This window comes from Luteibacter sp. TLI7-4A (assembly GCF_056754745.1).
On record NZ_JBPGWO010000001.1, the window covers coordinates 2,653,169 to 2,669,268 of the forward strand.

Consider the following 16,100-nt stretch of genomic DNA (forward strand, 5'->3'; position numbering starts at 1 on the left):
GTGGAGACCGCCCGCGCATGATCGCCACCCTGGTCGCCATCGCGGCGCTCTGCCTGCACGTCGCCGGCGTGTTCGCCGCCATGCACGCGGTGATGCACACCCGGACGGCGCAAGGCGCGTTCGCCTGGGTGCTGGGACTGGTGCTCCTGCCCTACGTCACCCTGGTGCCATACCTGTTCCTGGGCGCGAGCCACTTCGGCGGCTACGTGGACCTGCACCGGCAGCGCCAGGCACGCTTCTTCATGCTCCACGAGGAAGCCGCGCATCCCGCGCGGCCCGGCGTGCTGCCGCAAGCCGCGCCTATCCACGACATCCGGTACGACGCCATCGGAAAGATGCTGAATACCTCCATGCACGGTGGCAACGCGCTATTCCTGCATGTCGACGGCGAGGCAACCTTCGCCGCCATGTTCGCCGCCATCGCCCGAGCGGAGCGTTACGTGCTCCTGCAGTTCTTCATCATCCATGACGACGTACTGGGCCGCCGGCTGAGCGACGCGCTGCTGGAGCGTGCGGCCGCGGGCGTGGAGGTATGCGTGCTGTACGACAGCATCGGCAGCCATGCGCTTCCCGACAGCTACGTGGAACGCTTGCGCGCCGGCGGCGTGCACGTGCACCGCTTCGCCACGCGGCGCTGGCGGAACCGTTTCCAGCTGAATTTTCGCAATCACCGCAAGGTACTCGTCGTGGACGGCGTCCGTGGCTTCGTCGGCGGCCTCAATGCGGGCGACGAGTACCTCGGCGCGAAGCCACCGCTATCTCCCTGGCGCGATACGCACATGGAGATCGAGGGCCCCGCGGTGGCCGACCTGCAACGCGTGTTCGCCGAGGACTGGTACTGGGTCACCGGCGAACGGCCGCCATCGTCGCCGCCACCGGAGCGATGCGGCCGCGCGGCGAGCCTCATCGTCGCCACCGGCCCGGCCGACCGCCAGGAGAGTTGCTCGCTGTTCTTCACGCAGGCCATCCATGCCGCAAGAAAACGCGTATGGATCACCACGCCGTATTTCGTGCCCGACCAGGCCGTGTTCGGCGCATTGCGCCTGGCCGTCTTCCGTGGCGTGGACGTGCGCATCCTCATTCCTTGCCGGCCCGACCATCGCACGGTCTTCATGGCCTCCACGCTCTATGCGCACGAGGCGACCCTGGCGGGCGTTCGCATGTTCCGTTACCAGCCGGGCTTCGTGCACCAGAAGGTGATGCTCATCGATGACGACACCGCGGTGGTCGGCAGCATGAACCTCGACAACCGCAGCTTCCGGCTGAACTTCGAGATCGCCGCACTGAACGTGGACGAGGCTTTCGCCACCGAGGTGGAGGCCATGCTGGCAATGGACTTCGCCAACAGCGAGGAAGTGAATCAGAACGACTACCGGCGCTTGTCGTACTTCCGCCGCGTGGCGCTGCATGTCGCCCGCCTGTTCGATCCCATCCTGTAGTTCTCTTCCCGCATTCCCGGAAAAAGTCCTGTTGGCGCCTACCCTGGTGGGAGCCGACCTTGTCGGCGATCCCGCGCAGCGGGCCAGGCTGCGGCAAGCACCCATCGCCGACAGGGTCGGCTCCCACCGGAGTCGGCTCCCACCAGGGGCCGGCAGGTCGGCTCCCATCGGGGCGCTCCCGAGCCTTGCGATACGCCCGTTACTCCGCTTGACTCGGCTACCTGTCCCCAGGAAACCGCCACGATGCTTCGCACCCTCGCCTTCCTCACCGCCGCCATCGCCAGCACGGCGGGTTTCGCCGCCCCCGCACGTTTCGTCGAGCGCTCCGTCGATGTCCATGGCAAGACCTATCGCTACCAGGTATTCGTGCCTGCGGACATCAAGGAGCATCCGGCCGTGGTGCTGTTCCTTCACGGCAGCGGCGAGCGGGGCGACGACAACCAGAAGCAGATGTCGCAAGGCCTGCCGCCCTGGCTGAAGCAGCACATGGATTTCCCGGCGGTGGTGGTGATTCCCCAGGCGCCAGACGACACGGAATGGACCGATCCGGCCGATGCCGACATGGCGATGGCCGCGCTCGAGAAAAGCGTGAAGGAGTTTCATGGCGACCGTAAGCGTCTCTATCTCACCGGCCTCTCCATGGGCGGTTACGGTTCCTGGCAACTTGCCGTGGATCATCCCGACACGTTCGCCGCGGCGGCCATCATCTGCGGCGGCGTCAGCGCGTTGAGCGACGAGCGGGCGCTCCATGTGCACGGGGCACCGAAGGGCGACGATCCCTTCACCTGGGTGGCGGAGAAGATCGGCAAGCTGCCGGTGTGGATCTTCCACGGCGGCGACGACAACGTCGTGCCCACCGAGCAGTCGCGCAAGATGAACGCGGCTCTGGTCAAGCGTGGGGCGGAGGTGAAGTACAGCGAATTCCCCGGCGTGAACCACGGCTCATGGGAAAAGGCCTATGCGACGCCGGACCTGTGGGCCTGGATGTTCAGCCACACCCGATAAGGGAACCACCAAGGCCGGCTCACGCCAAGGTGATCCTCACATTGGTGTTATCAGGAACTGCGCATGCTGGCGGACAGCTTCTTCAGCCCGCCAGCGAATACCAGCCAGCCGATGCATACCCCCACCAGGGCGCCGACGAACTCGAAGAAGACGCGCAGCCCGATGGCATCGGGATCGTGCACGGCGGCGAGTTTCAGTTTCAACAAGGTGAGCGATTGCAGCGGCGCCATGTTGAAGTAGAAGAGGTCCCACACGTCCTGCCCGGCGCCCAGTACCACGGCGAACACGTAGGCGATGGCAAGCTGTTTACCGTCGCTCCAGCCATTGCCCTTGCCGAAGGCATGCAGCAACCCGAAGACGACGATGCCGACGACCAGCGCGATGGCGCCCGTTTCCAGGGCACCGACGATGCCGAAGCCCGTCCAACTGCGATCGTATGGCATGCGAAGAACTCTAGCGGAACCGGAAGCGCATTATGCCCGCGCGTCCGCCTGGTTATCGCGTACGTTTCTATCGCGGCCGAAACGCAGGTAGAGGGAGGTGGCCAGGAGCATCGCCGCCAGCGCGGCGAATCCCGCCAGCAGGAAGATCGCGGGGTAATCGTAAAGGCCTGCGACCCAGCCGCCGATCGGACCGGTCAGGCCCAGCGCCACATCGAGGAACACCGAATAGGCACCCAGGGCGGCGCCGCGATTGTGCGTGCTGACCCGGCCGACGGCCTCGACGCCGAGCGCCGGAAACACCAGGGCGAAACCCGCGCCCGTGAGTGCGGCCCCGGCAAGGGCGGCGTGCGGCGTCGTCCCCTGCCAGAGCAGGAGCAGGCCGAGGCATTCGACGAACAGCGAAGCGATCGCCACGCGGTAGCCGCCGAAGCGGTCGATGGCGTTGCCGAAGACCAGCCGGATGCCGATGAAGCAACCGCCGAAGATCGACAGCGACAGCGCGGCATCGGCCCAGCCGCGGCTGGCGTAGTAAAGGGCCACGAAGGTCGAGAGCGAACCGAAACCTATGGACGCCAACGCCAGGCCCGCGCCATAGGGCATGACACGCGATAGCACGCTCTTGAACGGCAGGCGCTCGCCATGGCTCGGCGCCACGCGGGCCTTCGCCAGCGCCAGCGGCAGGGCGACGAGGCCCAGCGCGAAGGTCAGGATGCCCAGCGAGATGAAGCCATGGTCTCGCGCCAAGGTCACGCCCAGGGGGGCGCCCAGCGCGATACCGCCGTAGGTGGCGATGCCGTTCCAGGAAATCACCCGTGCGGTGTGCTCGCCACCGATGCCGCCGATACCCCAGGTGATCGACCCGGTACTCACCCAGCTTTCGGCGAATCCGAGGCCGAGGCGGCTGAGAAGGATCAGCGTCAGCGAAAGCACGGGTATCTTCGGCACCAGCGCCGCCAGTGCGAGGAACAGCCCGGAGATGGCCAGGACGATGAGGCCGGCGACCACGGTCCGCTTCGGTCCCATCGCATCGGCCATGCGCCCCGCGTGCGGGCGGCTCAGCAGCGTCGCAAGATACTGCGCGCTGACCGCCAGCCCGGCGACGATCGTCGAATAACCCAGGTCGAGATGCGCGAATCCAGGCAGGACGGCGAGCGGAATGCCGATGCAGAGGTAGCAGACGAAGGAAAAAACGACCGCGGAAAGAATCCGGGCCGTGACGGCGAAACGCCGTCCGCGATGGGGGACGAGGGAAGGCAGAGACATGGCCCGAGGATTATAGCGCGCCGTTGTTGCAGCGCGTCATGACTCGCCATGCGGCCATTTGAAAGGAGAAACCGCGGCCTGGAGAAGCCGCAGCCTGGTGGGAGCCGACCCTGTCGGCGATGGGTGCTTGCCGACACTGGCCCGCTGCCGCGGGATCGCCGACAAAGTCGGCTCCCACCAAGTCGAGGCCATCCTTAGCAAGTCGGTTCCCACTTGGTCGAGGCCATCCTTAGCAAGTCGGTTCCTACCGGGTCGAGGCCATCTGCCGCAGGTCGGCTTCCCACCAGGGCAGGATCAGCCCAGTTCCACGGGTTGGCCGCTTTGCAGCGATTCGCGCAACGCGATGGCGATGCGTGTCGCCTCCACCGCGTCGTCCATGGTCAGTTCGAACGGCGCGTCGTCGAGCACCGCGTCGACGAAGTGCTTCGCCTGGGTCACGAACGCCGGCGCGAATCGCTCGTAGAACGAGGGAACGACCGAATTGCGCACGCCGTTCGCATCGGCGATCTCCACGCGGTCGGCGCGCGGGTTGCGCCCGATGCTCACCCTGCCGGCTGTGCCGGTGACGTCGGTGTGCGTATCGTGCCCATGCGCCTGCGTGCGCGAGGCGTAGAACATGGCCATGCGACCGCCTTCGAACTCGACGATGGCGATTCCGTTGTCGACGTCGCCCATGGCTTCAAGCGGCGGATACATCGCCACCGTGCCCGTGGAGTAGACCTTGATCGCCTTCGGCCGGCCGAGCAGCCAGCGGGCGAGGTCGATGTCGTGCACGCTGCAGTCGAGGAAGATGCCACCGCTGGTCGGCGCGAACTTCAGGAACGCGCCACTCGGATCGGCGAGATCCGTCGTCTGCGAGTAGACCAGAAACGGCCGGCCGATGCCGCCGCCCTCGATATGCATGAAGGCGTGGCGATAGCTCTCGTCGAAGCGGCGGACGAAGCCGACCATGGCTCGCTTGCCCGCGTTCGCGGCGTGCGCGGCGGCGCGACGACAGTCTTCCAGGTCGAGCGATAGCGGCTTCTCGCAGAACACGTGCTTGCCGGCGTCCAGTGCCTGCTCGATCTGCGCCGCATGCAACGAAGTCGGCGTGACGAGGAATACCGCGTCCAGGGACGGATCGGCGAGCATCTCCTCGTACGAGTGATGGATCGTCTCGATACCGAGGCCACGCGCCCATTCGCGTTCGGCCTCGACGGGGCTGCACACGGCGGCGAACTCGGCGCGCGGGACGGCGCGGGCGAGATTTTCGGCGTAGCGCTGGCCGAGCCGCCCCAGGCCGGCCAGGCCGATACGAAGCTTGCTCATGGTCAGATGCTTACCTCGACGGCCTTGCCTTCGCGCCACGAACGCGCGGCGGCCTCGGCCAGTTCCAATGCCTTGATGCCATCGGCGATGGTCGTGCGCACGGGCGTGCCACCGGCCAGGGCGTCGAAGAAATGGGCGATCTCGGCGGCATACGCTTCGCGGTAGCGCTCCAGGAAGAAGTGCTCCGGAAGATCATGGGCGATGTTCTTCGACGTATGCGACACGACCTGGGTCGGCGCGACGTTACCCGCCTGCAGCATGCCCTTGCTGCCAAGCACCTCGAAACGCTGGTCATAGCCATAGGCCGCACGGCGCGATGTATTGATCTGACAGAGCCTGCCGCTCTTGGTACGAATGGTGACGGCGGTGGTATCGATGTCGCCTGCCTCCTGGATCGCCGGATCGGTCAGGCAGCTCCCGGTGGCGTGCACGCTGACGGCCTCGTCGGCGAGGATCCAGCGGAAGATATCGAAATCGTGGATGAGCATGTCCTTGAAGATGCCGCCCGAGCTCTTGATGTAGCTGACCGGCGGCGCGCCGGGATCGCGGCTGGTGACGATCAGCAACTCCGGTGTGCCCACCTCGCCATCGTCGAGGCGCTTCTTCAGTGACGAGAAGGTGGGATCGAAGCGGCGCTGGAAAGCGATCATGCAGACGACGCCAGCCTTTTCCACGGCGGCCTGGCACGAACGTGCGCGTTCGACATCGAGGTCCACCGGCTTCTCGCAGAAGATCGCCTTGCCGGCGGCGGCCGCACGATGGATGAGGTCGGCATGGGTGTCGGTGCTCGACCCGATCACCACGGCGCCCACGGCGGGATCGTTCAATGCCTCGTCGACACCGGCGACCTTCGCGCCGTGCTTGTCCGCAAGTTCCTGCGCCGAGGGTGCATGTACGTCGACCACATAGCGCAGTCGCGCCTCCGGATGGCGGGCGACATTGCCCGCGTGGATCTTGCCGATGCGACCGGCACCGAAAACGGCAACTTCAATCATCGTATTCTCCTCGGGGAATCGTTTCTTCGACAGTGAGTTCGAGTTTGTAGGCCAGCGCGACGAACAGCGCCTGGCACAGGCACATGGTGCTGGTGAGGCCGCGGAATGCGAACGCGCTTCCCTCCTTCACCTTGAGCAGCACGTCCGAATGCCGCGCCAGCGGTCCGAGATCGCTCTCGGTGATGCCGAGCACGCCCGCCCGGTGTTGCTGGGCCACCCGCATGGCGTAAAGGGTTTCCTTGCCGAACGGGGGAAAGCTGATGGCGATCAGCGCGTCGCCCTTGCCGATGCTGCGCAGCTGCTCGCGGAACATGCCGCCGAGGCCACTGACCAGGTGCACGCGCTTCTGCGTGTGCTGCAACGCATAGGCGATGTAGGTCGCGATGGCGAACGAACGGCGCACGCCGATCACGTAGATGTTTTCCGCCGCGGCGAGCATGTCCACCGCCTTCTGGAACCGGGTCTCGTCCAGCTCCTCGGCGAGTTCGTCGAGCCCGGCCCGGCTGGCGTCGATGAAACGCGACGCGATCTCCACGGCCGGCATGCCGCCGGCACGGCCCTTGATGACGCTGCGGATGCGCTGCTGGTAGCTGCGCGAGGGCGCGGATTGCGCCGTCCACGCATCGCGGAACACCGCCTGCATTTCCGAAAAACCGGAATAACCGAAGCGCTGCGCGAAACGAACCACCGCGGAAGCGTGCACGCCACAGCCTTCGGCGATCTCGCCGACGCGCTGGACCATGATCGAACTGCGATGTTCCTCAAGGTAACGGGCGACCCCCTGCAGCTGGCGTGGCAGGGCTTCGAATTCCTCCGCGATGCGCTGCATGAGTGCATCGGCTTCGCTGCGTTTGGCCATGGACGGCTCCATCGGGGACCGGCCGCATTGAAGCACGCGATGGAACATATTTTCCATTTATTTTTTTGCTGCAATGCAAATTGCAACCGTGGAACAGGGGGTCCATGCTCGACCCGCTTTCGGCAAAACAGCGGCCGCGAGGCCGCATCGCACTTCGATATCCATCCATCCGACCGCAAAGCCGGTCACCTGTGGAGGCACTATGCGATCCAAACTGTTCCACGCCTCGTTGGCGGCAGCCCTAGCCCTCGGTCTTGGCCTTGCCGCCCCCGCCTCGCAGGCGGCTCCCGGCGATCGTTACGTTCTCGTTACCCACGCCGCCGACTCCGATTCCTGGTGGAACACCATCAAGAACTCGATCAAGCAGGCGGGCGAGGATTTCGGTGTCGACGTCGACTATCGCGGGTCCGGCAACGGCGACCTGAGTGAAATGGCGCGCCAGCTCGAATCGGCGGCCGCCCGCAACTACAAGGGCGTGTCCTTCGACATCGCCAGCTACGCGGTGCTGAAGGCCCCGGCCGCGAAGGTCGCCGCCAAGGGCATCCCCATCGTCACGATCAACTCCGGCACGCCCGACGAGAGCAAGAAGCTCGGCGCGATCATGCATGTGGGCCAGGGTGAATACGACGCGGGCAAGGCCGCCGGCGAGCGAGCCAAGGCCGCCGGCGTCACCAGTTTCGTCTGCGTGAACCACTACGCCACCAACAACGCCTCGTTCGAGCGCTGCCAGGGCTTCGCCGATGCCATCGGACTGAAGGACTGGCGCAAGACCTCGATGATCGACACGGGCATGGACCCGACCGTGGTCGCCAGCAAGCTCAGCGCCTACCTGCGCAGCAACCCCAAGACGCAGGCCATCCTCGCGCTGGGCCCCAATGCGGCCGAGCCGGCGATCAAGGTGGTCCAGGACATGCACCTGGCCGGCAAGATCAACTTCGGCACGTTCGATCTTTCGCCCGCGATCATCAACGGCATCAAGTCCGGCACGATCCAGTACGCCATCGACCAGCAGCCCTACCTGCAAGGCTACATGGGCATCGCCGCCCTGGTGATCGCGCACGACCAGAACACCAAGGACCCGGCCAAGATCATCGCCGCGCTGAAGGCCAACCCGAAGTTCCAGGCGCGCCTGAAACAGTACGACCTGAAGCCCGTCTACACCGCCACCGGCGTCAGTTCGGGACCCGCCTTCGTCACCAAGGACAACGTCGCCACCGTAGAGAAGTACGCCGGCCAGTACCGCTGACCGGCAGGAGCAGAAGTCCATGAGCGCCATCAACGAGAGCGTCACGAACATGATCCATAGCAACCGCGCGAAAGCGCCGGAAGAAGCGGCATCCACGGACGAACGCGTACGGAAGATATCCCCGTGGCGCATCCTCCTCGACCGGCCCGAACTCGGGTCCATCGCGGGCACCGTGCTCGTCTTCGTCTTCTTCGGCATCTTCGCCGGCGGCTCGGGCATGTTCGCGCTCGATGGCGTGATCAACTGGGCGCAGGTAGCGGGCTACCTCGGCATCATCGCCGTCGGTGCCTGCCTGCTGATGATCGCCGGCGAATTCGACCTGTCGATGGGTTCGATGATCGGATTCGCCGGCGTCATGGTGGCCATCCCGCCCATGTACCTGGGCTGGCCACTGTGGGCGTCGGTGATTTTCGCCTTCGCCGGCTCCATGGCGCTCGGCGCGTTGAACGGCTACCTCGTGGTTCGCACGAAGTTGCCGTCGTTCATCGTCACGCTGGCCTTCATGTTCATCCTGCGTGGCCTGACCCTGGTCCTTTCCACCGGCTTCGCCAACAGCACGATCGTCAGCGGCATCGGCGACAAGTTCACCGACGACCCCGTCGTCTCCGCCCTGTTCCAGGGCACCACCCTGCACTGGCTGTTCAGCGCGCTCGCCGGAATGAACCTGATCGAGAAGCTGCCCAGTGGCGATCCGGTCGTGGCGGGCCTGCCCAAGGTGCTGGTCTGGTGGATCGTGATGGCGATCGCCGCCGGCTTCGTGCTCGCCCGTACGCGCTTCGGCAACTGGATCTATACGGTCGGTGGCGATGCGAACGCCGCGAAGAACGTCGGCGTACCCGTGCGCCGCGTGAAGATCTCGCTGTTCGTCCTCACCGCGTTCTGTGCCTGCCTGTTCGGCGTGCTCCAGGTGGCCGACGTCGGCTCCGCCGCGGCCGATCGCGGCCTGCAAAAGGAATTCGAGGCGATCATCGCCGTGGTCATCGGCGGCACGCTGCTCACCGGCGGCTTCGGCTCGGTGATCGGCGCCTGCTTCGGCGCGCTGATCTTCGGCGTCGTGCAGATCGGCATCTCGTACACCAATATCGATTCCGATTGGTACCGCGTGTTCCTGGGCGGCATGTTGCTGCTGGCGGTGCTGTTCAACCACTACATCCGCAGCCGCGCCGCGGCGACGAAGTGAGGAGCACCACCATGGCCGACGATTACATCCTCGAGCTCGACAACGTCAGCAAGTATTTCGGTACCGTGATCGCCCTCCAGGGTGTCACGCTGCGCCTCAAGCGTGGCGAGGTGCACTGCCTGCTCGGCGACAACGGCGCGGGCAAGTCCACCCTGATCAAGACCCTGGCCGGCGTGCACCAGCCCAGCTCCGGCGCATACCGCGTCGACGGCGAGGAAGTCCGCTTCAACTCGCCCCGCGAAGCGCTGGACCGTGGCATCGCGACGGTTTACCAGGATCTCGCCCTGGTCCCGTTGATGAGCGTGGCGCGCAACTTCTTCGCCGGCCGCGAACCACGCCGCAAGATGTTCGGCGTCATCCCGGTCATCGACATGAACTACGCCAACGAGACCGCCCGCGACAAGCTCGCCGAGATGGGCATCCGCGTCCGCGACGCGAGCCAGCCGGTGGGCACGATGTCCGGCGGCGAACGGCAATGCCTGGCGATCGCCCGCGCGATCCACTTCGGCGCGAAGGTGCTGATCCTGGACGAGCCCACCGCCGCACTCGGCGTGAAGCAGTCCTGCAACGTCCTCAAGCTGATCCACAACGCGCGCGAGCGTGGCATCTCGGTGATCTTCATCACCCATAACGTGCACCACGCCTATCCCATCGCGGACAGCTTCACGCTGCTCAACCGCGGCCAATCCATGGGTACCTTCGCCAAGAGCGACATCACGAAGGAAGAAGTGCTCGACATGATGGCCGGCGGCACCGAGATCCAGAGCCTGGTCGATGAACTGGAAGGCCGCGCGGCCTGAACACGGAACCCCTATGCGTAGTCCCCTTCCCCGCTCCTCCTCCCGCCCCATCGACGTCGCCTGCCTCGGCAGGCTCGCGGTGGATCTCTACGCCCAGCAGATCGGCGCCCGCCTGGAGGACGTGACCAGCTTCGCCAAGTACCTTGGCGGCTCGTCGGCCAACGTGGCCTTCGGCACCGCGCGGCTGGGCTTGCGCTCGGCCATGCTCTCGCGCGTGGGCGACGACCACATGGGCCGCTTCCTGACCGAGACGCTCGATGCGGAAGGCTGCGACGTGAGCCAGGTCCGGATCGACCCCGATCGCCTGACCGCGCTGGCGATCCTCGGCATCAAGGATCGCGAGACGTTCCCCCTGTTGTTCTACCGCGAGAACTGCGCGGACATGGCGTTGACCGCCGGGGATATCGACGAGACCTTCATCGCCTCGTGCCGCGCCCTCGCCATCACGGGAACGCATTTCTCCGAACCCGGCGTCCACGCCGCGAGCACGCGCGCCATCGAACTGGCCCGCAAGCACGACGTGCGCACCGTGCTCGATATCGACTATCGCCCCGTGCTCTGGGGCCTCACCGGCCGGGGTGAAGGCGAAACGCGATTCGTCGCCGCCGACCATGTCACCGGCCACCTGCAAGCCATCCTCCCCGGCTTCGACGTGATCGTAGGCACGGAGGAGGAATTCCACATCGCCGGTGGCAGCGAAGACCTGCTCGCCGCGTTGCGTGCCGTGCGCGGCATCAGCGCGGCCACCCTCGTGGTCAAGCGTGGGCCGCTGGGTTGCAGCGTGATCGAAGGCGCGATCCCTTCGGTGATCGACGATGCGCCCACCTATCGCGGCAGCCGCGTGGAGGTGCTCAACGTGCTCGGTGCCGGCGACGCCTTCCTCTCCGGCTTCCTCGCCGGCTGGCTGCGCGACGAATCGATCGAGCGTTCCTGTGCCTTCGCCAACGCCTGCGGCGCGATCGTGGTGTCCCGCCACGGTTGCGCGCCGGCCATGCCCGGACGCGCGGAACTCGACGCCTTCCTCCAACGCGAAGGCGGCATCCGCCGGCCGGACCTCGACGCCGAACTGTCCCACCTTCATCGCGCGGCCGTGCCGCGGAAAGCGTGGGACGAACTCTACGTGTTCGCCTTCGACCATCGCGTGCCGTTCTTCGAACTGGCCAGGCAGGTCGGTGGCGACGAGGCGCGCATACCGCGCCTCAAGGAATTGCTGGTGGAAGCCGTGGCCGCCACGGAACGGGCCGGAAAACTCCAGGGCCACGTCGGCCTGCTGGCAGACGACCGCTACGGACAGGACGCACTCAATGCCGCGACGGGCCGTGGTTGGTGGATCGGCCGGCCTGTCGAGGTCTCCGGTTCGAATCCGCTGGAACTGGAACGCGGCCGCTCCATCGGCAGCCAGCTGGTCGCCTGGCCGCGCGAGCACGTCATCAAGTGCCTGGTCGCGTTCGATCCGGATGCGAATCCCATGGACCGCGTGGAGCAGGAAACCCAGCTTCGCTCGCTGTACGACGCGGCGAAGATCAGTGGTCATGAGTTGCTCCTGGAAGTGATCCCGCCGGGTTGCAAGGGCCAGGCGGAACGCGACGAACTCGTGCTGCGTTCGCTGAAGCGTATCTACAACCTGGGCATCAAGCCGGAATGGTGGAAGCTCTGCCCGCCGCGCCGCGAAGCGTGGCCCGCGATCGATGCACTGATCCACGAGCGCGATCCGCATTGCCGGGGCGTGCTCCTGCTCGGGCTCAACGCACCGGCCGAAACCCTGGCGGCCGGCTTCGCCGACGCCGCCGACAGCGCCACCTGCCGGGGCTTCGCCGTGGGCCGCACGATCTTCGCCGAGCCGGCCAAGGCATGGCTCGCCGGAAGCATCGACGATGCCGCCCTCGCCGCCCAGGCACGCGCCGCCTTCGAACGCATGATCGCCCTGTGGCGCGACGGCCGGCGCAGTCCCGAAACGTTGAAGGAAGGCGCCGCCGCATGAGCGAGACGATCCGCCTCACCTGCGCGCAGGCGCTGGTCCGTTACCTCTCGGCACTGCGCGGGCGCGATGCCGACCAGGAGGACTCCGTGCCGCTGTTCAGCGGCGTGTTCGCCATTTTCGGCCACGGCAACGTGGCCGGCATGGGCGAAGCGCTGTATGGCGTGCGCGGGGAATTGCCGACGCTTCGCGCGCACAACGAGCAGGCGATGGCGCATGCCGCGATCGCCTACGCCAAGGCGAACATGCGCCGGCGCATGATGGCCGTCACCACGTCGATCGGCCCGGGCGCGACCAATCTCGTCACGGCCGCCGCGCTGGCCCACGTGAACCGCCTGCCCGTGCTCCTGTTGCCCGGCGACATCTTCGTCTCGCGCGAGCCCGATCCCGTGTTGCAACAGTTGGAGGACTTCTCCGACGGCACGGTCTCGGTCAACGACTGCTTCCGGCCCGTGTCGCGTTACTTCGATCGCATCGTCCGGCCGGAGCAATTGCTGACCGCCCTCCCCCGCGCCATCCGCGTGTTGACCGATCCCGCGCTGTGCGGACCGGTCACGCTCGCCCTGCCCCAGGACGTGCAAGCGGAAGCTTATGACTACCCGTTGTCGTTCTTCGAGCCGCGCGAGATCGTCTTCCGCGCCCCGCAACCTACCGACGACGAGCTGATGGCCGCGCTCGACGCGATCGAGGTCGCCGAGCGCCCGGTGATCATCGCTGGCGGTGGCGCCCTCTACGCCAAGGCCACGCCGGCGCTGCTCAACTTCGCGGACAAGCATGGCGTCCCTGTCTGCGAGACGCAGGCGGGCAAGGGCGCCTTGCCGTGGAACCACCCGTTGCACCTCGGTCCGGCCGGGGTCAGCGGATCGACCGCCGCGAACGCCTTGCTCCGCGAGGCGGACCTGATCATCGCAGTGGGAACGCGGCTGCAGGATTTCACCACGGGCTCGAACGCCCTGTTCCGCCACGTGCCGATTCTTTCGGTGAACGTGAACAGCTTCGACGCACTCAAGGGCAACGGGCTGGAGGCGATCGGCGATGCGGCACAGGTTCTCGACGACATCAGCTTCGGGCTCGAGGACTGGGCGGCACCGGAGGCCTGGACGACGCGCGCTCGCGAGGCGGCCAGGGAATGGGTGGACATCGTCTCGCGCATCACCGGCCAGCGTGAGCCGCCGGCCGGACGCCTGCCATACGACGGCGAAGTGATCGGCGCCGTGCAGCGTTCGTCGTCGCGCTCCGCCATGGACGACATCGTGGTTTGCGCCGCCGGCACCCTGCCCGCCGAACTGGAAAAGCTCTGGCGTACCGAAACGCCCGGCGGCTACCACATGGAATACGGCTATTCGTGCATGGGCTATGAGATCGCCGGTGGCCTGGGCGTGAAGCTGGCCCAGCCCGACCGCGAGGTCATCGTGATGGTGGGCGACGGCAGCTACCTCATGATGAACTCGGAGATCGCGACCTCCGTGATGCTCGACGCGAAGCTCATCATCGTGCTGCTGGACAATCGCGGTTACGGTTGCATCAACCGGCTGCAGCAAGCGACCGGCAGCGCACCGTTCAACAACATGTTCGAGGACTGCGTGCAGGGCCGCCACGGCGCGCCCGGCATCGACTTCGCGGCCCACGCCCGCAGTCTGGGCGCGATCGCCGAGCACGTGCCCGGCATCGCCGGGCTCGAGGCCGCCATGGAGCGCGCACGCGCCGCCGACCGCACCTATCTCATCAGCATCGACACCGACCACACACGCACGACCGACGAGGGAGGCGTGTGGTGGGACGTGGCGGTGCCGGAAGTTTCCACGCGGGACGCCGTGCGCGAAGCGCGCGCGGGCTACGAGACCGCCATCGTGGGCCGCAAGGCCAGGATCACGCCAGCATGAAGAACGATCCCATCCGCATCGGCATCAATCCGATCTCCTGGAGCAACGACGACCTGCCATCGCTGGGCGGGGAGATACCGTTGTCCACCGCCCTCACGGAAGGCAAGGCCATCGGCTACGAGGGCTTCGAACTCGGCAACAAGTTTCCGAAAGAACCGGCGGCACTGCGGGAGTTGATGGCGGGCTACGGTCTCGATGTCGTCTCGGGCTGGTATTCGGGCCGGCTGGGCGAACGCTCCGCGAAAGAAGAAACGGCCGCCGTCGCCAGGCATCTTCGCCTGCTGGCCGAGAACGGTTGCAAGGTCATGGTGTATGGCGAAGTGGCCCATGCCATCCAGGGCGAGCCAGTGCCGTTGTACAAGCGTCCACGCTTCCGTGGCGAAGACGACTGGAAACGCTATGGCGAGAAGGTGACGGAATTCGCCCGCTTCACCCTGTCGCAAGGCGTCCGTCTGGCTTATCACCATCACATGGGTGCCTACGTCGAGTCGCCCGACGATATCGACCAGCTCATGGCGCACACGGGAGAGGACGTCGGGCTGTTGTTCGACAGCGGCCACACCTACTTCGGCGGCGGCGATCCGCTGGCCGTGCTGGATCGGCATATCGCCCGCATCTGCCATGTCCATTGCAAGGACGTACGTCCCGGCATCGTTCGTCTCGCACGCAACCGCCAATGGACCTTCCTCGAATCCGTGCTCAACGGCGCGTTCACCGTTCCCGGTGACGGCGTGATCGACTTCGCCGCGATCGTGGGCAGGCTGAAGGCGCATGGCTACAAGGGATGGCTGGTCGTCGAGGCCGAACAGGACCCGGCGGTGGCTCCCAGCTATGCCTTCGCGAAGAAGGGTTACGACACCCTGCGTGGGTTGCTCGACCGGGAACCGGTGAAGGAGGTCGCATGAGCCTGCTCGTCAAAGCCATGCCCACGGGCGAGGCCATCGTCAAGGTGACGCCACAGACCGCACACTGGAAACATGTCGGCTTCGAGGCGCGCCGGCTCCCCGCGGGGCAACACACGGAGATCGCGCTGCCATCCGATCGCGAAGGATGCCTCGTCGTGCTGACCGGGACTGTCGACGTCCGTGTCGGAACGCACGCATGGGAAAGCCTCGGCGGCCGTGCGAGCGTCTTCGAGGATCGCTCGCCGCATGCCGTGTACGCCCCTCCATCGTCGGTATTCAGCGTCACCGCGAGGACCGACGCCGAACTAGCCATCGCCTCGGCACCCGCCTCGGGACGACTGGAAGCACGGCTGCTCGCACCGGAATCGATGAAGCGCTCGGTGCGCGGCAGCGGATCGAACACGCGGTACGTGTGCGACATCCTGCCGGAAACCGAACCCGCCGAATCGCTGCTGGTCGTCGAGGTGCTCACGCCCGCCGGTCACTCGTCGAGCTATCCGCCACACAAGCACGACACCGACGCGCTGCCGGAAGAAAGCGTGCTCGAGGAAACCTACTACCACCGCATCGACCCGCCACAGGGATTCGCCTTCCAGCGCGTCTACACCGACACCCGCGACATCGACGAGTCGATGGCCGTGGGCGACCACGACGTGGTCATGGTGCCGCGCGGCTATCACCCCGTGGTGATGCCACACGGCTACCGGGGCTATTACCTCAACGTGATGGCCGGCCCCCGCCGTGAATGGCATTTTCGCAACGATCCCGCCCACGAATGGATGATCGCGCGTTGACG

14 protein-coding genes are annotated in these 16,100 nt (G+C 66.2%); 9 read left to right on the forward strand and 5 right to left on the reverse strand.

Annotated features, from left to right (window positions below):
* Positions 1-17: 17 nt before the first annotated feature.
* Positions 18-1,439 carry a cardiolipin synthase gene (cls, locus tag ACR9Y6_RS11775; RefSeq protein WP_481281450.1) on the forward strand — a complete coding sequence of 474 codons (1,422 nt, stop codon included), beginning with the start codon at positions 18-20 and terminating at the stop codon, positions 1,437-1,439.
* Positions 1,440-1,682: 243 nt separating this feature from the next.
* On the forward strand, positions 1,683-2,444 hold the full coding sequence (locus tag ACR9Y6_RS11780; RefSeq protein WP_481281451.1) for a carboxylesterase family protein: 762 nt from the start codon (positions 1,683-1,685) through the stop codon (positions 2,442-2,444).
* 50 nt (positions 2,445-2,494) lie between these two features.
* Here the strand turns inward: ACR9Y6_RS11780 and ACR9Y6_RS11785 are convergent, their stop codons facing one another.
* The 5 genes from ACR9Y6_RS11785 to ACR9Y6_RS11805 form a co-directional block, all read right to left on the reverse strand.
* A complete protein-coding gene (locus ACR9Y6_RS11785) occupies positions 2,495-2,887 on the reverse strand; it encodes a hypothetical protein (RefSeq protein WP_481281452.1) in 393 nt (130 codons plus the stop codon).
* A 30-nt stretch (positions 2,888-2,917) separates the two neighbouring features.
* A complete protein-coding gene (locus ACR9Y6_RS11790; RefSeq protein ID WP_481281453.1) occupies positions 2,918-4,150 on the reverse strand; it encodes an MFS transporter in 1,233 nt (410 codons plus the stop codon).
* A gap of 294 nt (positions 4,151-4,444) precedes the next feature.
* A complete protein-coding gene (locus tag ACR9Y6_RS11795; RefSeq protein ID WP_481281454.1) occupies positions 4,445-5,458 on the reverse strand; it encodes a Gfo/Idh/MocA family oxidoreductase in 1,014 nt (337 codons plus the stop codon).
* Between the two features lie 2 nt (positions 5,459-5,460).
* Positions 5,461-6,453, reverse strand: a complete 993-nt coding sequence (gene iolG / locus ACR9Y6_RS11800) for an inositol 2-dehydrogenase (protein ID WP_481281455.1) — start codon at positions 6,451-6,453, stop codon at positions 5,461-5,463.
* Complete coding sequence (locus ACR9Y6_RS11805) at positions 6,446-7,312, reverse strand: MurR/RpiR family transcriptional regulator (RefSeq protein ID WP_448096469.1); 867 nt, start codon at positions 7,310-7,312, stop codon at positions 6,446-6,448. Before ACR9Y6_RS11805 ends, iolG begins: the two co-directional genes overlap by 8 nt.
* 202 nt (positions 7,313-7,514) lie before the next feature.
* Between ACR9Y6_RS11805 and ACR9Y6_RS11810 the strand changes: the two genes are divergently transcribed.
* Genes ACR9Y6_RS11810 through iolB form a run of 7 tightly spaced genes read left to right on the forward strand, consistent with a single transcriptional unit; the run spans position 7,515 to position 16,098 of the window.
* Positions 7,515-8,558: a sugar ABC transporter substrate-binding protein gene (locus ACR9Y6_RS11810; RefSeq protein ID WP_481281456.1), complete on the forward strand. Its 1,044-nt coding sequence runs from the start codon at positions 7,515-7,517 to the stop codon at positions 8,556-8,558.
* Between the two features lie 19 nt (positions 8,559-8,577).
* A complete protein-coding gene (locus ACR9Y6_RS11815; protein WP_481281457.1) occupies positions 8,578-9,738 on the forward strand; it encodes an ABC transporter permease in 1,161 nt (386 codons plus the stop codon).
* 11 nt (positions 9,739-9,749) lie between these two features.
* A complete protein-coding gene (locus ACR9Y6_RS11820) occupies positions 9,750-10,538 on the forward strand; it encodes an ATP-binding cassette domain-containing protein (protein WP_371022748.1) in 789 nt (262 codons plus the stop codon).
* Positions 10,539-10,551: 13 nt separating this feature from the next.
* Positions 10,552-12,519, forward strand: coding sequence for a bifunctional 5-dehydro-2-deoxygluconokinase/5-dehydro-2-deoxyphosphogluconate aldolase (locus ACR9Y6_RS11825; RefSeq protein WP_481281458.1), 1,968 nt, complete (start codon positions 10,552-10,554; stop codon positions 12,517-12,519).
* On the forward strand, positions 12,516-14,399 hold the full coding sequence (iolD, locus tag ACR9Y6_RS11830; RefSeq protein WP_481281459.1) for a 3D-(3,5/4)-trihydroxycyclohexane-1,2-dione acylhydrolase (decyclizing): 1,884 nt from the start codon (positions 12,516-12,518) through the stop codon (positions 14,397-14,399). The genes ACR9Y6_RS11825 and iolD overlap by 4 nt, the downstream gene beginning before the upstream one ends.
* Positions 14,396-15,304, forward strand: coding sequence for a myo-inosose-2 dehydratase (gene iolE, locus ACR9Y6_RS11835; protein ID WP_481281460.1), 909 nt, complete (start codon positions 14,396-14,398; stop codon positions 15,302-15,304). The genes iolD and iolE overlap by 4 nt, the downstream gene beginning before the upstream one ends.
* Positions 15,301-16,098, forward strand: coding sequence for a 5-deoxy-glucuronate isomerase (gene iolB, locus ACR9Y6_RS11840; protein WP_481281461.1), 798 nt, complete (start codon positions 15,301-15,303; stop codon positions 16,096-16,098). Before iolE ends, iolB begins: the two co-directional genes overlap by 4 nt.
* The last annotated feature ends 2 nt before the right edge of the window (positions 16,099-16,100 follow it).